This window comes from Thalassobacterium sedimentorum, from assembly GCF_031127905.1.
Classification (GTDB): domain Bacteria; phylum Verrucomicrobiota; class Verrucomicrobiia; order Opitutales; family Coraliomargaritaceae; genus Thalassobacterium; species Thalassobacterium sedimentorum.
In genome coordinates this window covers 62,795-86,402 of record NZ_JARXIC010000012.1, presented here as the reverse complement: position 1 = coordinate 86,402, position 23,608 = coordinate 62,795, and the positions used below count along the sequence as shown (strand labels likewise).

General features: G+C 50.0%; 24 protein-coding genes. 6 read left to right on the top strand and 18 right to left on the bottom strand.

What is annotated here, in order from left to right; genetic code table 11:
• Nucleotides 1–7 precede the first annotated feature (7 nt).
• Together QEH59_RS09090 and QEH59_RS09085 are read right to left on the bottom strand one after the other, a co-directional pair.
• On the bottom strand, nt 8–2,638 hold the full coding sequence (locus QEH59_RS09090) for a hybrid sensor histidine kinase/response regulator (protein ID WP_308985050.1): 2,631 nt from the start codon (nt 2,636–2,638) through the stop codon (nt 8–10).
• Nucleotides 2,639–2,660: 22 nt separating this feature from the next.
• A complete protein-coding gene (locus tag QEH59_RS09085) occupies nt 2,661–3,443 on the bottom strand; it encodes a thioredoxin domain-containing protein (RefSeq protein ID WP_308985049.1) in 783 nt (260 codons plus the stop codon).
• Nucleotides 3,444–3,477: 34 nt separating this feature from the next.
• On the opposite strand from QEH59_RS09085, the gene leuS reads away from it, so the two are divergent.
• The 4 genes from leuS to QEH59_RS09065 all read left to right on the top strand — a co-directional run bounded on the left by leuS (nt 3,478) and on the right by QEH59_RS09065 (nt 8,460).
• Nucleotides 3,478–6,057, top strand: coding sequence for a leucine--tRNA ligase (gene leuS, locus QEH59_RS09080; RefSeq protein ID WP_308985048.1), 2,580 nt, complete (start codon nt 3,478–3,480; stop codon nt 6,055–6,057).
• A gap of 115 nt (nt 6,058–6,172) precedes the next feature.
• Nucleotides 6,173–6,985: a hypothetical protein gene (locus tag QEH59_RS09075; protein ID WP_308985047.1), complete on the top strand. Its 813-nt coding sequence runs from the start codon at nt 6,173–6,175 to the stop codon at nt 6,983–6,985.
• An 86-nt stretch (nt 6,986–7,071) separates the two neighbouring features.
• Complete coding sequence (locus QEH59_RS09070; RefSeq protein ID WP_308985046.1) at nt 7,072–7,926, top strand: LpxI family protein; 855 nt, start codon at nt 7,072–7,074, stop codon at nt 7,924–7,926.
• A gap of 39 nt (nt 7,927–7,965) precedes the next feature.
• Nucleotides 7,966–8,460, top strand: coding sequence for a type II secretion system protein (locus tag QEH59_RS09065; RefSeq protein ID WP_308985045.1), 495 nt, complete (start codon nt 7,966–7,968; stop codon nt 8,458–8,460).
• On the opposite strand, the gene QEH59_RS09060 is transcribed toward QEH59_RS09065, so the two are convergent.
• The 4 genes from QEH59_RS09060 to QEH59_RS09045 all read right to left on the bottom strand — a co-directional run bounded on the left by QEH59_RS09060 (nt 8,457) and on the right by QEH59_RS09045 (nt 11,854).
• A complete protein-coding gene (locus QEH59_RS09060; protein ID WP_308985044.1) occupies nt 8,457–9,302 on the bottom strand; it encodes a hypothetical protein in 846 nt (281 codons plus the stop codon). The genes QEH59_RS09065 and QEH59_RS09060 overlap by 4 nt on opposite strands.
• 41 nt (nt 9,303–9,343) lie before the next feature.
• A complete protein-coding gene (locus QEH59_RS09055; RefSeq protein ID WP_308985043.1) occupies nt 9,344–9,877 on the bottom strand; it encodes a hypothetical protein in 534 nt (177 codons plus the stop codon).
• Nucleotides 9,878–9,896: 19 nt separating this feature from the next.
• Nucleotides 9,897–10,805, bottom strand: a complete 909-nt coding sequence (locus tag QEH59_RS09050; protein WP_308985042.1) for a hypothetical protein — start codon at nt 10,803–10,805, stop codon at nt 9,897–9,899.
• 203 nt (nt 10,806–11,008) lie between these two features.
• Nucleotides 11,009–11,854, bottom strand: coding sequence for an SCO family protein (locus QEH59_RS09045; RefSeq protein WP_308985041.1), 846 nt, complete (start codon nt 11,852–11,854; stop codon nt 11,009–11,011).
• Between the two features lie 148 nt (nt 11,855–12,002).
• Between QEH59_RS09045 and QEH59_RS09040 the strand changes: the two genes are divergently transcribed.
• Nucleotides 12,003–13,385 carry an SGNH/GDSL hydrolase family protein gene (locus QEH59_RS09040; RefSeq protein WP_308985040.1) on the top strand — a complete coding sequence of 461 codons (1,383 nt, stop codon included), beginning with the start codon at nt 12,003–12,005 and terminating at the stop codon, nt 13,383–13,385.
• A 264-nt stretch (nt 13,386–13,649) separates the two neighbouring features.
• On the opposite strand, the gene QEH59_RS09035 is transcribed toward QEH59_RS09040, so the two are convergent.
• From QEH59_RS09035 to pduL, 12 genes are all read right to left on the bottom strand, one after another.
• Nucleotides 13,650–14,873 carry a zinc-dependent alcohol dehydrogenase gene (locus tag QEH59_RS09035; protein WP_308985039.1) on the bottom strand — a complete coding sequence of 408 codons (1,224 nt, stop codon included), beginning with the start codon at nt 14,871–14,873 and terminating at the stop codon, nt 13,650–13,652.
• 107 nt (nt 14,874–14,980) lie between these two features.
• Entirely contained in the window at nt 14,981–15,979 is a 999-nt protein-coding gene (locus QEH59_RS09030; protein ID WP_308985038.1) for a malate dehydrogenase, read from the bottom strand.
• Nucleotides 15,980–16,083: 104 nt separating this feature from the next.
• Complete coding sequence (locus QEH59_RS09025) at nt 16,084–17,181, bottom strand: class II aldolase/adducin family protein (RefSeq protein WP_308985037.1); 1,098 nt, start codon at nt 17,179–17,181, stop codon at nt 16,084–16,086.
• Nucleotides 17,182–17,302: 121 nt separating this feature from the next.
• Nucleotides 17,303–17,608 (bottom strand): EutN/CcmL family microcompartment protein, encoded by a 306-nt coding sequence (locus QEH59_RS09020; RefSeq protein WP_308985036.1) that lies wholly within the window; start codon nt 17,606–17,608, stop codon nt 17,303–17,305.
• Entirely contained in the window at nt 17,605–17,868 is a 264-nt protein-coding gene (locus QEH59_RS09015) for a EutN/CcmL family microcompartment protein (RefSeq protein WP_308985035.1), read from the bottom strand. Before QEH59_RS09015 ends, QEH59_RS09020 begins: the two co-directional genes overlap by 4 nt.
• A 68-nt stretch (nt 17,869–17,936) precedes the next feature.
• Nucleotides 17,937–19,379 carry an aldehyde dehydrogenase gene (locus QEH59_RS09010; protein WP_308985034.1) on the bottom strand — a complete coding sequence of 481 codons (1,443 nt, stop codon included), beginning with the start codon at nt 19,377–19,379 and terminating at the stop codon, nt 17,937–17,939.
• A gap of 19 nt (nt 19,380–19,398) precedes the next feature.
• Complete coding sequence (locus QEH59_RS09005; protein ID WP_308985033.1) at nt 19,399–19,713, bottom strand: EutN/CcmL family microcompartment protein; 315 nt, start codon at nt 19,711–19,713, stop codon at nt 19,399–19,401.
• 6 nt (nt 19,714–19,719) lie between these two features.
• Nucleotides 19,720–20,025: a BMC domain-containing protein gene (locus tag QEH59_RS09000; RefSeq protein WP_308950880.1), complete on the bottom strand. Its 306-nt coding sequence runs from the start codon at nt 20,023–20,025 to the stop codon at nt 19,720–19,722.
• Between the two features lie 64 nt (nt 20,026–20,089).
• Nucleotides 20,090–21,274 (bottom strand): acetate/propionate family kinase, encoded by a 1,185-nt coding sequence (locus tag QEH59_RS08995; RefSeq protein ID WP_308985032.1) that lies wholly within the window; start codon nt 21,272–21,274, stop codon nt 20,090–20,092.
• 81 nt (nt 21,275–21,355) lie between these two features.
• Nucleotides 21,356–21,634, bottom strand: coding sequence for a BMC domain-containing protein (locus QEH59_RS08990; RefSeq protein WP_308985031.1), 279 nt, complete (start codon nt 21,632–21,634; stop codon nt 21,356–21,358).
• Nucleotides 21,635–21,660: 26 nt separating this feature from the next.
• Nucleotides 21,661–21,930 carry a BMC domain-containing protein gene (locus QEH59_RS08985; RefSeq protein ID WP_308985030.1) on the bottom strand — a complete coding sequence of 90 codons (270 nt, stop codon included), beginning with the start codon at nt 21,928–21,930 and terminating at the stop codon, nt 21,661–21,663.
• A 100-nt stretch (nt 21,931–22,030) separates the two neighbouring features.
• Nucleotides 22,031–22,702 (bottom strand): phosphate propanoyltransferase, encoded by a 672-nt coding sequence (gene pduL / locus QEH59_RS08980; RefSeq protein ID WP_308985029.1) that lies wholly within the window; start codon nt 22,700–22,702, stop codon nt 22,031–22,033.
• 105 nt (nt 22,703–22,807) lie between these two features.
• Here pduL and QEH59_RS08975 point away from each other — a divergent pair, with 105 nt between their 5' ends.
• On the top strand, nt 22,808–23,566 hold the full coding sequence (locus QEH59_RS08975) for a DeoR/GlpR family DNA-binding transcription regulator (protein WP_308985028.1): 759 nt from the start codon (nt 22,808–22,810) through the stop codon (nt 23,564–23,566).
• Nucleotides 23,567–23,608 lie beyond the last annotated feature (42 nt).

The window sequence follows — 23,608 nt, the reverse complement described above, 5'->3', positions numbered from 1 at the left end:
AAGCCAATCAATTTCGACGACTTGCAATAAAACGTTGCAAGGCTTGCATCAAAGCAGGCCCCAGCAGCGGCTTACTTAAATAATCATTCATCCCCGCCAAAAAACAACGTTCTCGATCAGCCTCCATTGCATGTGCTGTCACCGCAATAATATATACAGGCTCTTGCCCAACTTTCTTTTCCCGGGCTCGAATCACTCGTGTCGCTTCATAGCCTTCCATAACCGGCATCTGACAATCCATCAGAACTAAATCATAATGTCTTTTAAATACTGCCTCAACTGCCTGAATACCATTTTCAACAATCTCCACAACACAACCCAACTTCTTCAGCTGTAACTCTGTTACCCGCTGATTCACCTGATTGTCCTCCGCCACTAAAACATGAAAACCAAACTGCGGAACGAGTGCCCGCTCCTGCAACTTGCCCCCAGCAGCCTCCATCGTATCCATGCTACCAGTGAGTCCGCGCAAGCAATTATAAAAACGATCCTGGCGCACCGGCTTCTGCAAGCATTCATGCACACCAACCGCCCGAAGCTCTCCACGAGGCACCAACGACACCAAAGACGTCAGCAAAATTAGCTTCATGTGTGATAAAGTCTCTTTCTTCGATAAAATCTTGGCCAACGAAAGTCCGTCCAAATCAGGCATGTGCATATCTAAAATCCCAACTTGAAACGGCAATAAATCGTCAGCGCTCAACACATCCAAAGCTTCGCTCGCAGAAGCAGTGGCCACGACATCCACCCCCCAGTTCTTTAACTGTATACATAGAACATCACGATTGGTTTTATTATCATCTACAACCAACATCCGCAAACCACGTAAATCATCACGCTGCAGGGTGGACACCGATGCTGCAACTTGTCCATCATGCCATGGTATTTCAAACCAGATCGAGGTTCCCACCCCGAGATGGCTATTAAGCCCAATTTCGCCCCCCATCAACTGAACCAAACGCTGACTGATCGCCAGACCTAAACCAGTGCCCCCATACTCACGCGTCGTTGAGCCGTCAGCTTGGACAAATGCTTGAAATAGTCGGCTCTGCACCTGCGGCGTAATACCAATCCCGGTATCGTTCACCTCAAAACGCAATGTTTCGCTCTCCTCTAGCTTAGAGTACGTCACCTTCAAAACGACCTCACCCTCGCTGGTAAATTTAATAGCATTTCCCAGCAGATTGATTAGCACCTGTCGCAAACGCCCCGGATCTCCACTCATATATTTTGGCGTGCTAGGTTCCATCACGCCAACTAGTTCCAAGCCTTTGGCTTGTGCAGCTTCCGCCATCAATCCCAAGGTTTCTTCCACCAATTCCCGAATATCAATTCCCAAAGATTCAATCTCCAGTCTGCCAGCTTCAATTTTTGAAAAATCCAGAATATCGTTTAAAATAGTCAAAAGCGATTCTGCACTTTGCTTCACAGTCTCAGAATACTCACGCTGCTCTACACTCAATTCCGTATCTAAAAGATGATGAATCATTCCAATCACGCCATTCATAGGCGTTCGGATCTCATGACTCATATTAGCTAAGAACTCTGATTTCAAACGAGCAGATTCGAGCGCAGCGGCCTCTGCTTGCTTCAGGTTCGTCACATCCAAATAACTATATAAAATACCTTCAACCGTATCATTCTCCCCGCGTAAAGGTGCCAGACTTAAAGTAATCCACCGATCTTCTCCAGTAGTCGCATTCACTTGCTTAATGATATTAGCCAACTCTCTGCCTTCACTCAAAACCGTTGCTTGCAGCTGCTTAAAATGCTCACGATGCCCTCGCGCGAGTGGCAAATCATTCAGGACTGCCCTCGCACTCACAGCTTTCGAAATTTGCATGTCATCAATAAAATGCTGATTCGAGCCTTGAACCACCCCCTCACGACTGGTCCAGGCAATGCCTTGTGGCAAAATATTAAGTATGGTACGCAATAAACGCTCGGACTGCCCCACTAGTTCCTGACTCTTTCTTAATTCCAAAGTTCTCTGAGCCACTCTGGATTCAATTTCCTGATTTGTCTGCTCAAGCTCCGCCTGTCGCTCCGCGGACACATACATTTCATGCTGATTCTCACGCATAGAACGAATCAAAAACCAACATTCGAATACAACCCAACCAGCGTGCTCCAGCGGACGCCATATTGGTGACGTCAGTACACCAAAAATCGACTCAGGCCAAAATATGCCACGGATTAAGTGATCCAAGTAGACCACCATAGCACCGGTCGCCAACACTTTAGGATCACGATAAAACGCGATGAAGGCCAAAGAACCAAATATGTGAAAGTGAGTTTCAATACGCCCACCACTTAAATGAATTAAAAGTGCCCCCATCAGCATCTGCCCTGCCGCAATGACATGCCGCGTCATCACAGCGCCAGGTCGCTGCCATGCGCACCAACAAGGATACCCCGAAATCAATGCGCCCAAAAACACTGCTGCCCACACGTGAATATGCACCGCATCCTGACTCCCGGCCCAAGTTCGCGGAGAAATAACCAATGCAGCCAACACACCAGCCAACCATTGGAAGCACATCAATTTCAAAAAAAGTCGATCCGTGTGCACATAGATCCGCTGCGCTTGCTCATTATAAAGAGCCTGCGTACGTTGCGACCATTCACTATGATGCATTGCACTCATCTTCAAGTCTCATCTACATAGCAGGCAAGGCCTCTATTTCATCCAAATCACTCCTGAGCGCACAACCAAACACAGCCGTCTGCGTCTCCGTATGCTGGCCTTTCGTCAACCCCTGAATCGCCAAACGGCCGACATTATCCCCATAATGGCCACGAGCCGACGTGATCCCTCCATGGAATAAAAGCTGGCCTGAAGCTGAATAAACAAGCGTTGCCCCAGAAGTTTCAGCTCCAAACCGCGCTGCCTCCACCCCATCCCGATCAACCTCAAGCTGGACATTAGGAATCAACTCTGCCTGTTGCCACAAACCACTGCGTACCCATGACTGTGATTGTTGGGAGGGACTTACAAACAGTACGCGTGCCGACAGGGCTTGCCGACTATTTCGAATCAATACCGCCAACTCCCCCAAACTCGCTCGTGAACACGGGCAATGCGGATGCACAAACATAATTAACTGCAAACCGCCATCAACGCCATCAACGAACGCCAACGAGCTCTGCTCTGGCCACAGTGGAGCGACTTCGCCAAAGCCACCTGCCTTCTGACTATAACGCCAAAGTACGGCAATGCCTAGCATAACACAAATGAGCCAGATCACTCCAGCTACATTTTTTCTCAAGACTTGAAGCATAATAATCGACAAATCCACCACCGTGGACTCACAGCAGTAAAAACAATCATAAGCTTGAAAGCAAACGCTTATATCTACATAAAAAGCATCGCCCACAAATACAGCGATAAAATTGGAGTTTACCGTATCCGCCCACATTTGTCTTCCGGCGTTGACGGACACCGAAGCGGCCTTCTTAATTCGCCGTTTTCTAAAAATGGCTACAACGACCAAAGAATACGACTTTTCCAGCATCGAGCCCAAGTGGCAGGCATACTGGGCAGAGAACCACACCTACGAAGCTAAAGACTTCGAAGACAAACCCACATTCTATGTGCTGGATATGTTTCCCTACCCTTCGGGCGCAGGGCTACACATAGGCCACCCCGAGGGCTACACTGCCAGTGATGCGCTCAAGCGCTTCAAAAAGGCACAGGGCTTTAATGTGCTGCACCCCATGGGCTGGGACGCCTTTGGCCTGCCAACAGAGCAGTATGCCATCAAGACGGGCACCCACCCGGCCATCACCACCAAGCAGAATGTGGCCAACTTCACCAAGCAGCTGAGCCAACTCGGCTTCGCCTACGACTGGAGCCGCGAAGTCAATACCACCGACCCTGGCTACTTTAAATGGACCCAGTGGATCTTCATGCAGCTCTTCAAAAAGGGGCTCGCCTACGTGGACGAAAAGCCGGTCTGGTTCTGCCCGGAACTCGGCACCGTGCTCGCCAATGAGGAAGTGCTCAACACCCCCGAAGGCCCTCGCTCTGAACGTGGCAATTTCCCCGTCGAACGTCGCCCGATCCGCCAATGGGTGCTGCGCATCACTGAATACGCCGAACGCCTGATCGCCGGGCTTAAAGACCTCGACTGGCCCGATTCCACGAAGCGCCTACAGGAGAACTGGATCGGCCGCTCGGAAGGGGCAGAAATCACATTCGATGTCGCAGGGCACGACTCACAGTTGACGGTGTTCACCACACGCCCCGACACGCTCTATGGAGCCACCTACATGGTCATCGCTCCAGAGCACCCGCTGGTCGCCTCCATCACCACCGCTGAAAATCAAGCAGCGGTCGCCGCCTACGTCGAAAAGGCCAAGAGCAAATCCGACCTCGAACGCGCCGAACTCTCCAAGGACAAAACCGGTGTTTGGACCGGTGCCACAGCGATCAACCCGGTGAACGGCAAGGAAATCCCCATCTGGGTCGCCGACTATGTACTCATGACCTATGGCACGGGTGCGATCATGGCCGTGCCCGCACACGATGTGCGTGACTTTGAATTCGCCAAAGAGTTTGGACTCGAAATCATTCAAGTCATCGACGACGGCGGCAAAGCTGAGAAGGACGCGGACGGAGGACTCATCGAAGCTTACACCGGTCCTGGCAAGCTGATCAATTCTGGCGAACAAAGCAACAAGGACTCTGAATCGGCCAAAAATGCGGTGATCGAACAACTCGCCGCCGATAATCGCGGTGAGGCGACCATCAATTTCAAACTGCGCGACTGGCTCTTCTCACGTCAACGCTACTGGGGCGAACCTTTCCCAGTGCTATGGCTCAGTCAAAGCAACTACGACTTGGTCGATGACTCTCTCAAGTCTGTGGAGCGCCCCGTCACTTGTGAAGTCGACGGCGAGCTGCTCTACGCCATCATCCTGCCCGAAGCCGAGCTGCCACTGGAACTGCCCGAAGTCGAGAGCTACACCCCCTCTCCGGACGGACAAAGCCCGCTCTCTAAGGCCGAAACTTGGCTACATGTCTTCATCGACCCCGCGAGCGGCGCCACTTCCACAGAGGCCCAGGACGGCTGGGTCCCCGCGATCCGCGAAACCAATACCATGCCGCAATGGGCGGGTTCTTGCTGGTATTACCTGCGCTACGTCGACCCGAAAAACACCGAGGCTCTAATCGACCCTGAAAAAGAAAAGTATTGGGGCACCCCGGATCTCTACATCGGCGGGGCCGAGCACGCGGTGCTCCACCTGCTCTACGCTCGCTTCTGGCACCACATTCTATACGACATCGGTGTTGTCAGCGATCCCGAGCCCTTTAAGAAGCTCTTCCACCAAGGCATTATCCTCGGCGAAGATGGTGAGAAGATGTCCAAGAGCCGCGGTAATGTGGTCAACCCTGAAACCATCATCGAAAGCTACGGAGCCGATGCGCTACGTCTTTACTTGATGTTCCTCGGTCCTCTTGAAGCGATGAAGCCTTGGAACACCAAGGGCATCGAAGGCATCGCCCGCTTCCTGCGCAAGACATGGCGCCTGGTGGTAGCCGATGATGGCGAGCTCCAGCTCAAGATCGGTCAAAGCGACGCACTCGATCCCGAAACGGAGCGCGTATTGCACGCCACCATCAAGAAAGTCACCGAAGACTACAGCAGCTTAGGCTTCAACACGGCGATCTCGCAAATGATGATCTGTATCAATCAACTCGCCAAGACGGAGGCCTTGCCCCGCGAAGCAGTCGAAGACTTCATCAAACTGCTCGCCCCGCTGGCACCACACATCGCCGAAGAACTCTGGCAACGCCTCGGGCACGAAGGTAGCATCGTCGAAGCCGGCTGGCCGAAATACGATGAAAGCAAGCTCGTCGAGGACAGCGTCAAAATCATCTTCCAAGTCAACGGCAAGTATCGCGGCGACGCACAACTGCCCGCCGATGTATCCAAGGACGATGCCATCGCGGCCGCCAAGGCCAACGAACGCGTGCAGGGCTTCATCGACGGCAAGACGATTAAGAAAGAAATCTACGTGCCTGGTAAGATCGTCAATATTGTCGCTGTTTAAAATGATACGCTTAACTACGCAACACGCACGCCAGGAGCCGGCCAATACAATCACTGGCCCCTGGCATCGTTGCTGGCAAAACGTCCCCCTTATCAAGCGCACGCTGAGCTCCATAATGATCAAACTCAGAAGTGGGCTCAAGAGATTTGGTCTGCTATGCTGGATCAGCCCATATCTACTCTCGAGCCTGTGGGCACAGGACATGCTAGATGGCAGCGCACTCATCACCAGTCGCAGCGGTCAGGTAACTGTAACCAGTAGCGCAGGTCAGCGTATCTCCGCCAAGGCACGTGATACATTGGCCCCCACAGGCATTCAAATCAGTACTCAGGCCAATGCCCACTTCATTCTAACTCTGTCCAACGGAGTCGCCTTAGCACTGGATGCTCAGACTACACTAAAATGCCTCCATTATACTCAACGCCCCTTCGATAAAGCCGCACAAGACTTAGGTCCAGAACCTTCAATATCCAAACTTAACCTGCAACTCTTAGAAGGGCAACTCGCGGTCGCTAGCAATCGCCTCTCCCCGCTTTCAGAACTTCGACTTCAACTACCGGAGGGTGAGCTGCAGCTACATAAAGGTACCTGCTTAATCAAAATCAACACCACTGGACTGACCATTACCTCTATTGAAGGCAACTTGACCTACTATTATCCTAATTCACAGGAACGGGAGTTTATTGCGGCCCCAAGCAGCGTGCGGATCAGCACACAAAGCATGGCACGTCAGCAGATCGCTGAATCCACTACCATAGAATCACTCGACACACATGACTTGAAACTCAGTCAAGCCGCTCAACACGCAAGTAAACGTGTGACATTCTTACCCAACGACACAATAAACACGGCTCCAGAACCAATGCTAATAGTCCCATCCGAGTATTTCACGCAACCAGACTTCCGCCCTTACCAATTTAAGCATTAATTCGCTCCAGCGACTCAACGCCTGAACAGAACACCGATGCCCCCGTCACCACTTGTTTCTGAAATCTACAGACAATCAAATCATACATGGAATCGCTTTCGAAATACCTACCAACTGATTTTGTCCGTCAGCCCATAGGCCTGATCGCCGGTAAAGGTCTTTATCCGATTCTTATGGCTGAGCGCATTCGTGCGGCTGAGCTGCCCTTACGGCTAATCTCGTTTTCCGGTGAAACCGAACAGAGCCTAATTGATTCAATACCAAGAGAGCAACACCTGCAAATCAAGGTGGGACAGCTCGGGAAGCTACTGAAATCACTGAAAAAACTAGGCTGCCGCTATGCCATCATGGCCGGACAAATAACACCCAAGCGCCTATTTCACGGCCTACACCCTGACCTCAAGGCGCTCGCAATACTCAATCGCCTCAAAATAAAAAATGCGGAGACCATCTTTGGTGCGATTTCTTCCGAAATTGAAGCCATCGACATACGCATGCTTGATTCTCGCAGTTTCTTGGATGATCAATTAGCCAGCAAAGGGCTAATGACCGCAGGCAAACAAAATGCACCTCAAGAATATCTCGAACATGGCATCTTCATAGCAAAAGGTATCACCGAACTCGATATCGGACAAGGGGCCGTCGTACGTAAAGGTACTGTGCTTGCAGTGGAAGCCTACGAAGGCACCGATCCGATGCTCAAGCGTGCGGGTGAGTTCAAAACTGACGGACTCATTTTTGTCAAAACGGTCAAGCGCCAACAGGACTACCGCTTCGATGTGCCAGTTTTCGGAGAACGCACACTCGATGTCATGCATCAAGCAGGCATTCGAACTGCCGCACTTGAAGTCAATCGTGTCATCATGCTCGACAAATCTTACTTGCTAAACAAGGCCGAGAAGTTAAAGATAGAGCTAATCGGATATTCACAATCGGAATAAAGCATTCTCTTTATTCATTTATCCACGTCGCCACCCCCCATGAAAGAAACTAATGCAGCCCATCAGCACGGCTACACAGTCGTTGAGCTAGCCGTCGTTTCTGGTATTGTTGGCCTGCTGGCAGCAATCGCCATACCCACCTTTCAAGGATCTCGAGATAATGCACGTATCGTCACACTAGAAAATGATCTACGACTTTACGAACAAACATTCAACACCTTTAAGCTCGATAATGGCGATTACCCCAGCTCTGTCTCCTCCGCAGGGGTGATCCCAAGTGGACTTGAGGGCGACATGAGTGCTGCCTGGAAACTACCATCACCCATTGGAGGTACTTACCGATGGGTTTACTCAATAGCTGACGAGCCTGAGGATAGTGTCGGCTACATAGAAATTGTCCATAGTAGCCTATACCCCATTATTATTGATCAAAGTCGCCTGCAAACCATTGACGAGCAAATCGACAACGGTGATCCCGATTCGGGGAGTTTCCGCATCCACGGAGAAAATCTAAGGTATTACTTATCGCTTTAATCCTGAGCATTCACAACTTCGCCAATACTCTCAAGAGTTCCATGGTGACGGTGATAGGCGACTCCATGTAAGCGGATCATTTCATCTCCCTCAGGTTGTAGTAAGTAATGCTCATCCGCCAACATCGCAAGCGTCCCCTCGTGCTCGCCCACCTGCAATGAGTATGTATCAATGTGAATCAGTTCATAGCCTTCACCTGCTGTCGAATTCCACATTTCATAACGCGAAAACACCCCATCGCGAGTCAAACTAAAGAGCATCGCACCTTCGCGATATTCGCTCACATAAACGTCTGCATACTTTCGCACGACATAACTCTCCTGACTCAAGCTGGGAACAAATTCCGGAATAGGATATAGCCGTTGCTGGTGCACCATATCGCGCCAAATTAAAGTCGTAAACAGACAGAATACACACAGCATGAATAATAATGATAAAACCTGAACCACACGACTACCATGGCTACGATAAGGCTTTAATTTCGGGCGTTCAGCCTCAGCTTCGACTGACTCCTCAGGAACCGTAAGCTCATCAATGGGGGTACCGCCGAGTAAACGAATCACTTCGAGAGGCACCACTTTCAGGTCTTTACGGTTCTGTGAATGAAAGTCGGTAAAATATAACTGACCGTTAATCGCCCGCACTGTGACTCGCCCATGCTTACTATGAATTTCAACTTCCGGAAAATCAATTACCGTATGCTGAGAGCTCGCTAAAGCCATTTTATGAAGCGCACGCGCAAAGCTCGCCTCGTCTTCAAACTCCTCACTCCAGTTACCAGAATCTAACTGATCAAAGCCGAAATTTCGGTCGATGTGCTTAAATGTAACTGAATATTCCATTCTTATGGGATAAAAAAGTCCGCTGCAGTCAATTTGTGGGACTAACCATTAGCCTCTGACGAACTAGATCTTACAGTTTCTTGCTGTGCACGAAACAGGGCAATATCAGGAATATCCACTAACACTTGCACCAGCAACCGAGCTGCAACAATACCAATCACCTGAGCCAAAGTATCCATAACCGAGGCCAGAGTCGCCGGTACCGAAGTGTAATAAAAAAGTGTTAACACCCCAGCCAAGACCACCACCGCAATCGCAATCCAAGCTAGAACATCGATAAGCAACCTAACATCTGAGTAAGCAGACTGTCCTCTCACCTGCTGGCGCAGCGCTTTCATATCCGAGGATTGCGTAGACACATAAGTATCACGCGCGCTTCCACTACGGAAAGACTGCGATTTCGAATCACGGCGTTTCTTTGTCCGTTCGCCTGATGAACTGCGGGCGCTTCCACTCACTCTTACTCGCGCATTTCGATAGGCAACATAAGCTTGCTCCCACTGATGCTCTGACATTTTTCGCGCAGTCGGGTCCATCTTCTCACGTGAAGCCTTGAATGTATCAAAATCGTCCATAAATCATTCTACCTTGAGATCATTCTACCTTGAGATCAAAACGCCCGAACACTGGCTCCCCCTTCACTTGTATTTGTGCAAAAAGCCGATACCAGCCTGGGTTCGGCACATTAAATAAAAATGCTAAGCCAGTGCTTTTTGCGGCTGCACTTCCTAAACCTGCCGTACGCACCGATGCCACGCTATCAATCGGATGCATATGAGCAAATCCTTTGCCCTCACCATCAAAGGCCACCATGTGCCCCTTCGCCCCCATTACAGTCTCTAGCACGATCTCGTCTCCTGCCGTAGCAGTCACCTGTAACTCCAAACGATAATCACGCCCCGTCTGTAAAACCTCAGGCGCGTCCAATAGCTCAAAGCGCACGCCATGGACGATACTCTCAGTCGAACGCGCAAACTCAGGCATCTCTGACTCACCTGTAACTTCAAGTTGCGAGAGCGCAATCGCTTGTCTGCGACTCCTCAATGGCACAATTTCGGTAAACACACGATAATTACCAGAGCGTGTTGGCTTGAAATTAAATTGGTAATCTCCACCGATACCAACCGCCTCTGGGTGCAGATGGTGGTAATCTTCGAGAGAGGGGTCAATCACCATCACATGCATTTTCTCAGTATGTGTCACTGCTAACTCATGCGGAGCGATTTCCATGCCACCAGGGGTCTCTAAGCTCAACCGAACCTGAGTTTCAGATCCTAGTGATATTGGAGATTCAATCCCGATCTGTGCGACCAGTGGGTAAGTGAAACGTGTCAGATCAATGAATCCTGCATGATTGGTGGCACAAAGCTCAATTTCGCCTTCCGCATTCACAATCTCTTCATAGTGCAAGAATCCGCACTGTGCAGTAGGCAAAGCACGTAAAACGAAATATGCCGCGACAAAAAATACGCTGAGAACTCCCACAGAGAGACAGGTATTCATAGAAAGCGATGGAGTAGTAGGTTTGGGCATAAGCGATACTCTTTCAATGTGCCGAAACAACAACTCGGCGCAAGTGGAATGTTCAATGAAACCGTCACCCAAAACATCCACGTCGAGTGCGAAAATGAAACCGATCGTAAACAATAAAATCCCCTAATAAACCTCCAGGAGAGAAACTGTGGAAACTATAGAATAGTCCCTGTCTACAGCTTCTTCGCTGCTTCAAGGAATTCTTGAGTGCTCCAAGTAGCGCCTTCTTTACGATACGCAACCCGTCCGTTGGCATCTACTAGCAGGGTCGCCATCGTGTGATTGATGGTACCCTCTTCATCCATAGTCAGAATGCCAAACTGGCGCAGTAAATCCTCCACCACCAAGGGCTCACCAGTTAAAAGATAAAAGTTTTCCGGCTCCATCCCATAGCCTGCTGCATACTGCTTAAGAATACCTGGAGAATCAAAAGCAGGATCAAAGGTAATCGTGACAAACTGAAGCTCATCGAGGCCGACTTCACCTGCGGCATCTTGCATCGCTGACATACGAGTACTCGATGCCGGGCACATCGTTGGCACCGTACAACGGGTAAAAATAAAATTTAGTATAAAAGGCTTCCCTTGTAATTGACGTGCCTGAAGAAAGTTCCCGTGTTGATCAATCATCGCAAAGTTGGGAATGTAATCTCCCTGTTTCACATATTTACGACGGCTCATACTCGCTGTAGCCTGATGCAACTGCTGATTCACATCACGGGCGGCCTTGGCACCTTGCCCATCCAGAGGGAAAACCTGCTCCAGATGCCATTGCTTACCATAATAAGCAGCATTACCCTTAATCAGACGCCCCTGATAACCAATTGTAAGATCTCCTGCACCCACACGAAAAGTCTGCTTCGTTCCTGTCACGAGCTCTATGTCCTCCGATTCAGTCAGCTCGACTTCAATTGAACGCGTGTCCGATAATACAGAAAGAACACGCCCTTGAACGGCTGCCGCATCGGCAGACAGAGCTAACAGTATGGAAAACACGGATGTGATAAACAGAATACGCATCCCCTCAGTGAGAACAAAGCTTACGAGTATGCAAGCTTCAGACACAAGAAACCCGCATCCAACAGCAATTGTCAATGTGTTCTCCAGACTCATAAATTGAGTGTCTATTAGCTGGAACAAATTAAAAATATATTACAAATTCACGACTATGTTCAGCCGCAACTGTCACCCCACCTCACAATCATCACTGTTTCAGTTACTCACTCCACAGACTTGGCATACTTGCCAAACTTGGATTTATACCTTGCTAGTCGTAGCCTTATTACAACCTCAAATGAGCTTGGCAGCCGACTATCCTCAACGCAGTTCAACCGAGTTTACTGCGCGTGGTGGATTACCCAATTTCTTTAAAAAACTCGATGCAGGCGAAGACCTCACGATCGCCTATCTCGGCGGCAGTATTACTGCCCAGGCGGGCTGGCGCGTTCTAAGCCAACAGTGGCTTGAAAAAGAATATCCCAAAGCCAACATCAAGGGCATCCACGCCGCCATCGGTGGCACCGGCTCCGATCTCGGCGTATTCCGTGTCGAAAATGATGCACTGGCCCACAAGCCAGACCTACTTTTTATCGAGTTTGCGGTCAATGATGCGAATGCCGAGCCGACAAAAATAATACAAGCGATGGAAGGGATCGTCCGTAAAACCTGGCAATCCAACCCTCAAACAGACATCTGCTTCGTATATACTATGACATTTCGGGATTCAACCACCCTGGCAGATGGCGCAATGAAACGCTCTGCAAGTGTCATGGAAGAAATTGCCGATCACTACGACATCCCCAGCGTCCACATGGGCTATCAAGCCGCTTTATTAGAAAAAGCAGGTAAGCTAATCATGAAAACAGATGCCCCGATGACACGTGTCTCCGGCGACGAACTCAACGAGGCAGCCGAACTCGCCACCGATGAAGAAGGCCGCATCATTTTCTCAAAAGATGGCGTGCACCCCTACGTGGAAACTGGCCATATACTCTACACAGATGCACTCATTCGATCCTTAAAAAAAATCCAAAAAACTACCGGTAAAGTTCAACACAAATTGATGACTCCCATGCGTGCAGACAATTTAGAAAACGCGCAGCAAATACCACTCATCTCTGAATATCTTTCAGGCGATTACACCGATATGCGCCGCGAAGGCTCCAAGCGTTTCCAGAAGGAAATGAAGCAACTCTATCGCCTAGCGCCCGGAGCCACGCTCTCCTTCAAATTCAAGGGAACAGAAGTCGCCATCTACGACTGGCTTGGCTACGATAGCAGCCAGATCGAAATCACCCTCGATGGTCAAACAAGCATTCGTACTCGTATGGACGGCTACTGCACCTACCAGCGCCTAGCCAGGTTATCAGTCGGCAATAACCTCGAAGACCGCATTCACACGGTGTCCATTCGAGTGCTCGACACAGAACTGGATAAACGCGACATTTTATTCGAACGAAATCGTGCTGACTACGACAAGAATCCAGCAAAATATACCCCTCATTATTGGTATGCAGGTGCGATTTTTATCGTCGGCGAACTAGTCGAGTAAATCGCGCCGTGCGTGCACTTTCATTCATCATTCAACATTCAAAGTTGAACCTTCCCAGTTTTGGCTGTAGTTGCTCTATCGCGAAGCGCACCCACGTGTGCCTTCGGGATGTATATCGAAACACGCTCTTCCTAAGCAGCTCCCTTTAGCTTTTTTAATGTATTTGGCTCGAATCCTCCGCTAGTTGCCTTTGCCCCCGGAGACCGAACTGCGGGAGTCCCCAAAGATACCGCGCGTAATATCCGAGAAAATGGCGAATTTATATTACTTCGCCTCAACGATTACCTTTATGCCTTCTTGGCGCAAGTTCACTTGAATCGCTTCGTCTATTTGATCCAGCGGAAATTTGTGAGTGATCAAAGTAGAAACAGGCAAGCCGATACGCTCGGCACGCTGCAGAAAATGGTAGGCATTGGGATATTCAAAACTGTTATACACCCAGCTACCGACCAGTGAGATCTCCTTAGCACAGATATCGCGGTGCGGGTTGATCGCACACTCGCCACCATCCACAAAGTGACCGACCTCGCAGATACCACCGCCGCGACGAATCAACTTATAGAGATTCGCATGCGCCGCAGGCACACCAGTAACTTGAAAGCCCCAGTGTGCACCGAGTCCTTTAGTCAGGCTCTTCACCTTCTCAGCGATCTCGTCGATGCCGGAATACTCCTTATAGTTGATCACTTCGTCGGCTCCCATGCTGCGAGCGATTTCGAGGCGCTCGGGATTTCCATCGAGTGCGATAATATTATTCACGCCATGTGCACGCAGCACTGCAATCATCAACAAACCGATGGGCCCACAGCCTTGCACCACCACGCGGGTGCGGAAATTCAACCGATTGTTGCCACAGCTCTTAGCACGCTCCAAGGCGTGGCAGACGACAGCGGCAGGCTCAATCAGACAACGTAGCTCAACGCTCATATCATTGACCACGAAAAAGGAGGAACCAGGACGTATAATCATATACTCCGCAAAGTAGCCGTTCAAATGATTATCCGGCTCATCGAGTAGCAAGCCATAGACTTTGAGGTCATCACTTAAGTTGGCTTTAGCAGGATTGTATTTGGCCACCAAGCAGTCGGGCGAGGTTTCCAACAAACTGGTGACAATCTTATCACCAGGGTTCACCGGCTTGCCGACGCTATCCATCTTGATGGCGCTACCGACCTTGACGACTTCTCCCGTGCCTTCGTGCCCGAGCACGTTCGGCGTAAGACCAAAGGGATCCGATTTATAACAGTGTACATCGGTGCCGCATACCCCACATGCTTCGACTTTGACCAATATCTCATCTTCACCGATCTCACGAATCGGAAATTCCTTAATCTCAAATTTGCGCGGCTCGACCAGCACCGCAGCCCGGGCTGTCTTAGCCGCGGAACTCAATGCGACGGGCGCAGCTTGTGGTGCTTTATTCTGCGCGCCAACACCTGCGATGACATCACGCACAATGCGATCAATTTGCTCTTTACTTACATTCATACAAAAAAAGTTATGCTAGCTCAGTTGATATACACTGAATATTCAGGTGGAAACAAAACAGGCACCTGATAAAAGGTGCCTGGTATCAAATTATATGCACGAAACCGCTAGATGCTGAGGCCAAGTTGACCAAAGGCCATCTCACGCTCATCCAGTAGCTCTTGATTGGAAGCGGCAATCTTCTCCTTCGCATAATCTGTCAGGTTAACGCCTTCGACAACACGCCACTTACCAATCGCATCGACTTTGATGGGCATGGATGTAATCAGACCTGCAGGCGTGCCATATTCACCATTGGAAATCACACAGACGCTGTGAAAATCACCACGGGTAGGTGTGCACAAATCACGCACAGTATCCACCACTGCATTCGCAGCCGAAGCAGCGGACGATGCACCACGTGCTTCAATAATCGCTTTACCTCGTTGTCCAACGACAGGCACAAAGGTGTCTGTCAACCAAGCCTTATCTGTGATGACATCAGTGGCTTTGAGACGACCGATCTTGGCGTTATAAAAGTCGGGGAACATTGTGGGGCTATGATTGCCCCAAACACAAAGCTCGGAAACTTCCTTAACCGACACGCTCGCCTTTTGTGCCAACTGTGTCTTGGCACGATTCTCGTCTAATCGAGTCATCGCAAAAAATTGATTGTTTGGAATATCCGGCGCACTCTTCATCGCAATCAGGCAGTTGGTATTGCAGGGATTACCGACCACGAGCACACGCACGCTTGGCTTGGCATTGTCGTTAATCGCTTTCCCCTGACCGACAAAGACCTTGCCATTGATACCAAGTAGATCAGCACGTTCCATTCCCTGCTTACGCGGCACGGAGCCGACTAGAAGCGCCCAATCGACATCCTTAAAACCTACCGCAAGATCGGAGGTCTGGACAATTTCAGTCAACAAGGGAAATGCACAATCATCCAATTCCATCGCAACACCTTTAAGTGCAGCCATACCAGGTTCGATTTCAATCAAGTTCAGCGCAACAGGTTGATCCGGACCAAACATTTGACCAGATGCAATGCGGAAGAGAAGTGCGTAGCCGATATTACCAGCCGCGCCGGTAACGGCGACACGAATAGGTGCTTTTGATTTCATAAGAAGAATTATTTGTGTGGTTTTCGCTTGATGAGGGGGCAGTTAATCCAGCAGGTTGTATAATTGAGAACAGAACAACCGGTAACAGATAGAACCGCTCTCCTCTAACCGAGTTTTTGCATGATCATATCAGTGATCTTCTGGACCAAAGCCTCGTCCGCATTTGCTGTCGAAGCGCTGCCTGGGTTGCAGCTACAGGCAGAGGGTTGAGGCTGAGTGTGCACGGTAATTTCACCCGCGTCACAAAGTTCGCACTCCTTAAACTCGTCGAGGCGAGAATCTGGCATGCCCAACTTCTTACGGATTTCGATGAGCTCTTTCAACTTATCGGGACCGTATTGCTTAGGACCACCGATTTGCATCGTGATGGCAACAGTCTGGCAGAAGGCATCTGTGTTTTCCATCTTCCAGTAGGCATCTTCCACATCCTTCCCCCAGCAGATCACACCGTGATTCTGCATGAGAATAGACTGGTGTTTCTTTGCGAGTGCGCCGACTTCGCGAGCATTTTCGGGAGAACCTGGAGTTTGGTAGCTAGCGAGACCGATGACACCCAAGAAAACTTCAGGCTCAGGAATCAAACAAGCTGGAGGCACCACACCAGCCACTGCAAATGCAGTGCCATAAACTGGGTGCGCATGCACACAAGACTTTGCCTTAGGCTCAGCCTTCATAATTGCTAGGTGTGTATTGACCTCAGAAGTACGTGGACGTGTACCTGCGATTTGATTTCCATCGAGATCGACCATGCAGATATCATCAGCTGTCATGAAGCCCTTGGAAATAAGTGTTGGTGTGCAAAGCACCATATTATCGCCTACGCGAACAGTGATGTTACCACCATTGCCATCGACATAGCCCTTACTCCAAATCCGCTTACCGATACCACACATGCGCTCTTTAATCGCTTGTATCTCCGGAGAGTAGAAGAATTTCTCAAGCTCCGCCGCAGTCTTGGGATCCCCGCCTGGCTTCCAGTTATATTCGGCAATCGGCAACTCCGGGTTATGAATACGTGGCGTACCTGAAGCAGACGCCACTGGTGCTGCTGAAGGTGCTGCAACGGCCCCCGGCTTTACCTTATTTTTGCGTAGAATGTCGCGCGCCATCGGCGTGAGCTTTGCATTTTCTGGAACAGTGCTGAGGCACTGGCCTTGCTTGATCATTTTTTCGAGATCTTTTGCGGTGTAGAGTTTGCTCATAATTATAATGGGTTGACCAGTGTTTAGTTGGTCGGTTTTCGGTTAAATATCGTTAAAGTTAATTATTTATCAGGATAACTTGCTGGAATTGAGAATGCGTGCGCTGGCCATGAAAGGGCTGCTATCCTCCGCTTTGCGGCGGCTCATAGCGATAAGTGTCGAGAAGTGCGACGCTGATCGCGTCAAGCGGCGTGCGATGCTCAAAAGGCTGCATAGCTTCGGCGCCTTCAACATAGAGGATATCATCCCCGACTCCGGCCCCAAGGTTATCATAGGCAACCAGCGCCCAGGCGTCGGAAAGGCCGCTTGGGTTTTGCCCAGTCAACTCTTTGGCCCCCTGAGGCATCACCACAAGATAACGTCCGCCACGTAGACCAGAGTCCGCATGGCTGAGTGTTACATTACCGATGACTTTACCTACTTTCATTCTGCGTCGTCAACCAAGCCCATGACTTGGTTGCGTATGGGTGAAGTATCATCGTGAACAGAATTTTGCGTCCACGAACCATCGGTGGTAATGAAAACTCGTGTATGCTGCCCAGCTCCGATCGGATCGAGTGCGGCGAAAGGCGATCCCGCGTCCGCCCCGTGCTCATCTATCGGCGTACACAGCACGATCTTCTGAGCCTTAAGGCTGGAGTGACCGATACTGATCACAGCATGGCCATCTACGCGGGCGAGTATCATAGTTTAGAGATTTTAGAGACCTGAGACTTGAGACTTGAGAAGGGAAACTTGCGAAAGGAGAGCTGACCTTATCTTACAATGTTGAGGTTGTTAACCAATGTGCAGCGACGATAGCGTGTGAAGGTGCGTGGTGTCGTGATACCTTCACCGGTTGTCGTGGCGATGGAGTAGCTAATAAAGCCTTCACCGCCCATACCGAGACCGGCCACACAGGGGCCGTTCTTCACGTAGATCGTGGTATCCATTTCCTGCCCCATCTGTGTCAAGCGCTCAACATTCATAGAGTGGATCATAGCAGAGTGCTTATCACCGTGCTCGGATTGCTTAGCGATGCTCAGCGCTTGGCTGAAGTCGTTGGCACGAACAATTGGAAGCAAAGGCATCATTTGCTCTTCCTGAACAAATGGGTCGTTGGCATCTGTTTCCGCAATCAGCATCTCAACACTGGAATCTAGGTTGAGACCAGCAATGCGAGCTAATGCATCTGGATTCGCACCCACCCACTTGCGGTTCAGAACCGCACTGCCACAGCCAACACCATCCTTGAAGTCGAAGACTTCTTTTTTGATAGCTTCGAGCTGCTGAGCATTCAGTAAGACCGCACCTTGACGAATCATTGCATCCAGCGTCTTTTTATAAGAGTCTGCCACTGCGATGATTTGCTTCTCAGCAATACAAAGAAGGTTGTTATCAAAGCCACCGCCAGTGATGATGTCACGCGCGACACGATCGAAATCAAGTGCGCTGCAATCATCGACAACAACCGGAGGATTGCCCGGGCCTGCACAAATTGCGCGTTTACCAGTTTTCATGGCCGCATCCACCACACCAGGGCCCCCCGTGATGCAGAGCAAGTCAACATCCTGATGCGAGCACAGTGCATTGAAAGAATCCAGCGTCGGCTTTTCAATAGTGCAAACCAAATTGGTAATACCTGTTTCTGCCTGGATCGCCTCGTTGATTTCATTGACTGCCAATGCAGCCACCGCAGCGCCCCCCGGGTGTGGGTTGAAGACCACCGAGTTTCCTGCGGCCACCATGTTGATGATATTACCCGCAATAGTCGGCACGGAGTGTGTCAAGGGTGTCACCCCTACGATTACGCCCCAAGGAGCCGCTTCATCCATCGTGATACCGAAATCACCGCTCATGCCCTGTGGCACCAGATACTCTGGTCCCAGCACATTCTGAACGCCCTGCAACTTCAAAGGCTTGTGCGCACGACGTCCAATCTTTGTTTCGTTATACTCAATATCGCCCCAACGCTCTGCGTTGTCGACACACATCTTCTTAACAATATTAACGATTTGAGTGCGTGCACCCCATCCCTTCTTCTGCAGCTGCTCAAAGCCGCTGCGAGCAGCGGATACGGCTTGGTCGGCATCATCGAAAACACCATGCTTTCCGGGACGGACTTGGATCGTCGGCATTCCAAGCGATCCTTTAGACTGGAGCTGTGCGAGCACTTCGCTCACCACATCGCGTATTGCGGCTTCATTCAACTGACTCATATAAAATTCTTTCTATTTATTAACTGTTCTTGGCTTCGTAAGTCTTCTTACCTCCGATGCTGACCGTATCGATAAGGCCGACGATGGCAGCATCGACGGGGAGTTGCTTCAAACCCTCTGCCTGACGGGCCGAACTGCCTTGCGCAAGCATGACGAGTTCCCCCTCACCTGCGCCGAGCGTATCGATCGCAATGATGGTATTGCTACCGGGCTTGAATTTAGAGGGATCTTCCGGATCGACTAACATGGGGCGAACCATCAGGAGCTTACGCCCCCGCATGGACTCATCTTTTTTCGTCGAGACGACGGATCCTATGACTTTTCCGAGGTACATCGGAGTTTACTTAGCAGCGCGCTTAGGAGCGGACTTAAGAGCAGGCACGACGTTTTCAACATCTTCGTGAGGACGAGCGATCACGTGTGCGCTCACGACTTCACCGTAACGGCCAGCCGCTTCGGCGCCTGCTTCGATCGCAGCATTTACAGCAGCGACATCGCCAGTGACGACGGCACTGACCAGTGCACTACCGACACCCTTCATAGGGCCAGCGAGTTCGACGTTTGCTGACTTGAGCATAGCGTCTGTGCCTTGAACGAGACCGATGAGTCCTTTAGTTTCGAGAATTCCAATTGCTTGTTTTGCCATAATATTTTTGTAGGTTAATGTTAATTGTCTGAATTTAGATTGATAAAAAATTTAGGTAATAAAGTTAGCTGGCTTTTACTTTGCGAAAAACTTCCCGTGCAATGACGAGTTCTTCGTTGGCAGGAATCACAAGCACTTTAATTTTTGAATCCGGGCTGCTAATAATACCCTCGGCACCACGTATTGCTGCGGCATTGGCGACCGGGTCAATCCGTACGCCAAGATCTTCAAGCCCCGCACAAACCGAAGCACGCAGATCGGCATCATTCTCACCGATACCTGCGGTGAATACAATCGCTTCGGCACCGCCCATTTTGAAGAAGAAAGAACCTGCCCAATGGCGAATGCTATCGATCAAGACGTCGATCGCAAGTTGCGCATTCTCGTTCCCCGCTTCAATCGCTTCGCAGATATCACGAGCGTCATTGCTCACTCCTGAGAGCCCAAGCAAACCACTTTCTTTGTTGAGTTGACGTTCCGCTTCTTCGACGGAGATGCCCAACATCTTACAAACGTAAGGGATGGCCATCGAATCAAGATCGCCGACACGATTATTCTGTGGCAAGCCGCCTTGTGGGCTAAAGCCCATGCTAGCTCCGATGGCGACGCCATTCTGAATCCCGGTTACGGAGCTACTACCGCCAAGGTGGCAAGAGAGCACGCGCAAGGGAGCGCCCTCATATTGGCCGGGGCCGTCTACATAGAGCTGGCGCACGCGGTCGGCAACACCTTCGTTACCTAGCATTTCCGCCGAGCGCTCCGCCACAAATTTGTGACTGGCTCCGTGAAAACCATAACGACGAATGCCCAAATCGCGCCAAGCTTGCGGGATGGCATAGTTATAAGCGGCCGGAGTCATCCACTGATAAAAGGCCGTCTCAAAGAGCGCGACCCGCGGGACCAAAGGTAATTTTTCTGCAAAGCAACGAATCCCTGCTGCATATGCAGGATTGTGGGCGGGCGCGACCTCCTTGAAACCTTCAAGGGCTTCAAGGACGCGCGCATCCGCTGTAACACAACCACTGAGGTCTTTGCCCAGAACGGTTTTAAAACCGACGGCATCGATTTCCTCACCCGATTGAAGATGTCCCTCCCCGACTAAAGTTTCCAGCATCGCTTCGATGCAGCTAGTATAGTCGGTGACGCGTTCGTAGCCACCACTGGCGAGTTGCGCAGCGTTACTATCATCCATATCGAATAGACGATACTTGAATGAAGTGGAACCAAGGTTTGCGATAAGAATCTTCATAAGGAGAAGGAGTTTACTAGTTTCCAGTTAACAAGTTTTCGGTTGTTAAACTAAAAACCGATCACTGAAGAACGGCGAAGCTTAGGCAATCCAGTTGCCGAGCTTGCTAAGGTCGTCGTGTGGACGTGGGATCACTTGCACAGCGACCACTTCACCAATACTACCAGCAGCATCTGCACCGGCTTCAACAGCAGCCTTAACAGCAGCAACATCGCCCGTGAAAAAGCCAGTAACCAGGCCAGAACCAATCTTTTCGTAGCCTGTCATAGTGACGTCGGCTGATTTAAGTGCGGCATCGCATGCTTCCATAAGGCTCACGAGCCCTTTACATTCGATCATTCCAATTGCTTGTTTTGCCATAATATTTTATCTCCCGATTTTAAGGGTTAAGCTTCAAAGTATTTCATCAAGTCATCGTGCGGACGCGCGATCACATGGGAGGCGACGAGTTCGCCAACGCGGTTTGCCGCTTCGGCTCCCGCTTCAACAGCTGCTTTTACACTGCCGACATCTCCTTTAACGAGAACGGTCAAAAAACCGCCGCCGATAGAGATTTGCTTCACAAGGCTAACCGAAGCTGCCTTAGCCATAGCATCACTGGCTTCGATTGAGCCGGTGAGACCTTTTGTTTCTACTAATCCGATGGATTCACTCATAATATGTGTGGGTTGGTTGTGTTGTGTTTGAATTAAACGCTACAAAAGCGAAAAGTGGGAAAATGCTGACACATGACCAATAAAGTCATGATACAAGCACTTATTTAATAAGTTCACAGGGAGTTTTTTGCGTAAAGCCACATGCATTGCCTTCATCCGTATCAATATGGACCTCCAACTTAAATGAAGGATCTACCCGGACAAAAATCTTATCAAATGTTAGGCCCAGGTCTCCGCCTATCCGCAGCTTCATGAAAGACTTATTTTCGACGCCGTAATACGCAGCATCCTCTGGCGCCATATGAACGTGCGGGGCAGCGCGAATCACGCCCTCATTCATTTCAAGAAAACCTGCAGGCCCCATTAACATGCAGCCAGGTGTTCCAGCAATGTCACCAGAATTGCGAACGGGGATATCGAAACCAAGTGAAATCGCATCCGTTGCCGCCAATTCCACCTGATCAAAGTCCCGACAAGGGCCGAGAATTCTAAGGTTAGAGATCACTCGACTGCGCGGCCCTATCAACGTCACAGACTCCTCAGCGGCATACTGCCCCTCCTGGTACAACCATTTCTTAGGTGTAAGTTGATGCCCTTTACCAAAGAGAACTTCAACCGACTTCTGCGACAAATGACAGTGACGCGCACTAATATTAACCACTAAAGGATTCGGACCTTGGCCCGACTGGGAACTACCCTGACCAACAAAACGGGCAAGGCTCTGACGCACCAATTGCTCAACTTGAGCACGATTTAGGGGTGATTGACTCATACAAATATCTTTATAAAGTTGGAATTTAAGCTAGAAATCCACTTTTTACCCACATAAGTCAACATATTTCTTGCATTTTCCCAAATAAAACAAAAATTAACAACCATGCTCGCCCCCGAACGCCAACAGCAAATACTCACGCTCCTAGAAGAACGCGGCACCGTACGTACAATCGACTTGGCAGAAGAGTTTCAAGTGACCGACGAAACAATCCGCCGCGACCTGCAAGTTCTGGCTGAGAACCAGCAGTTAAGCCGAGTGCATGGCGGCGCCAGCAGTCTCAACGGCCGCCCGAAGCTTCAATCCTTTACGGAACGACGCTTACTGGAAGTTGCGAAAAAGGATGCCATCGCCAAAGCGGCACTGGAACGAATTCAACCAGGACAGACCTACGCCTTCGACAGTAGCACGACTAGCTTTCAACTAGTAACGATGCTCCCCGACCTCCCCTACCGCGTACTAACGAATGCCTATGCTGTGATCGACCAGCTGGTTGGGATGGAACAAATCGACCTAATCTCCACAGGCGGCAACTATCATTCAAAAACACAGACCTTTATTAGCGGCGACAGTTATAATATGCTACGTCGACATAACATCAGCTGCGCCTTTGTATCCTGCATTGGACTCGACATCAATCGCGGCCCATCCGAAGGCTTTGAACAGCAAGCAGTATTCAAAGAAAGCCTAATAACAATGGCGCAGCAAACCGTACTGCTCGTTGATTCAACTAAACTCAACAAGAGCTCCGAATATTTCTTCGCGAATCTACATGACATCTCCGAAATCATTACCGATGGAGATGCCAACCCGCAATTCATCCAAGCCCTTCGTACGCAAGGTTGCACTGTTACAATTGCCTAAACACTCACAATTGCGGTCCAAAGCTACCCACAACTGCCAAAC

Coding starts and splice junctions, on each gene's coding strand:
- QEH59_RS09035 (WP_308985039.1), bottom strand. CDS start 14,873: ATGAATGTAAGTAAAGAGCAAATTGATCGCATTGTGCGTGATGTCATC.
- QEH59_RS09010 (WP_308985034.1), bottom strand. CDS start 19,379: ATGAGTCAGTTGAATGAAGCCGCAATACGCGATGTGGTGAGCGAAGTG.
- QEH59_RS09065 (WP_308985045.1), top strand. CDS start 7,966: ATGAAAGAAACTAATGCAGCCCATCAGCACGGCTACACAGTCGTTGAG.
- QEH59_RS08990 (WP_308985031.1), bottom strand. CDS start 21,634: ATGGCAAAACAAGCAATTGGAATGATCGAATGTAAAGGGCTCGTGAGC.
- QEH59_RS09020 (WP_308985036.1), bottom strand. CDS start 17,608: ATGAAAGTAGGTAAAGTCATCGGTAATGTAACACTCAGCCATGCGGAC.
- pduL (WP_308985029.1), bottom strand. CDS start 22,702: ATGAGTCAATCACCCCTAAATCGTGCTCAAGTTGAGCAATTGGTGCGT.
- leuS (WP_308985048.1), top strand. CDS start 3,478: ATGGCTACAACGACCAAAGAATACGACTTTTCCAGCATCGAGCCCAAG.
- QEH59_RS08975 (WP_308985028.1), top strand. CDS start 22,808: ATGCTCGCCCCCGAACGCCAACAGCAAATACTCACGCTCCTAGAAGAA.
- QEH59_RS08995 (WP_308985032.1), bottom strand. CDS start 21,274: ATGAAGATTCTTATCGCAAACCTTGGTTCCACTTCATTCAAGTATCGT.
- QEH59_RS09060 (WP_308985044.1), bottom strand. CDS start 9,302: ATGGAATATTCAGTTACATTTAAGCACATCGACCGAAATTTCGGCTTT.
- QEH59_RS09090 (WP_308985050.1), bottom strand. CDS start 2,638: ATGCATCATAGTGAATGGTCGCAACGTACGCAGGCTCTTTATAATGAG.
- QEH59_RS09050 (WP_308985042.1), bottom strand. CDS start 10,805: ATGAATACCTGTCTCTCTGTGGGAGTTCTCAGCGTATTTTTTGTCGCG.
- QEH59_RS09075 (WP_308985047.1), top strand. CDS start 6,173: ATGATCAAACTCAGAAGTGGGCTCAAGAGATTTGGTCTGCTATGCTGG.
- QEH59_RS09025 (WP_308985037.1), bottom strand. CDS start 17,181: ATGAGCAAACTCTACACCGCAAAAGATCTCGAAAAAATGATCAAGCAA.
- QEH59_RS09015 (WP_308985035.1), bottom strand. CDS start 17,868: ATGATACTCGCCCGCGTAGATGGCCATGCTGTGATCAGTATCGGTCAC.
- QEH59_RS09030 (WP_308985038.1), bottom strand. CDS start 15,979: ATGAAATCAAAAGCACCTATTCGTGTCGCCGTTACCGGCGCGGCTGGT.
- QEH59_RS09040 (WP_308985040.1), top strand. CDS start 12,003: ATGTTCAGCCGCAACTGTCACCCCACCTCACAATCATCACTGTTTCAG.
- QEH59_RS09000 (WP_308950880.1), bottom strand. CDS start 20,025: ATGGCAAAACAAGCAATTGGAATTCTCGAAACTAAAGGACTCATCGGT.
- QEH59_RS09055 (WP_308985043.1), bottom strand. CDS start 9,877: ATGGACGATTTTGATACATTCAAGGCTTCACGTGAGAAGATGGACCCG.
- QEH59_RS09005 (WP_308985033.1), bottom strand. CDS start 19,713: ATGTACCTCGGAAAAGTCATAGGATCCGTCGTCTCGACGAAAAAAGAT.
- QEH59_RS09045 (WP_308985041.1), bottom strand. CDS start 11,854: ATGCGTATTCTGTTTATCACATCCGTGTTTTCCATACTGTTAGCTCTG.
- QEH59_RS08985 (WP_308985030.1), bottom strand. CDS start 21,930: ATGAGTGAATCCATCGGATTAGTAGAAACAAAAGGTCTCACCGGCTCA.
- QEH59_RS09070 (WP_308985046.1), top strand. CDS start 7,072: ATGGAATCGCTTTCGAAATACCTACCAACTGATTTTGTCCGTCAGCCC.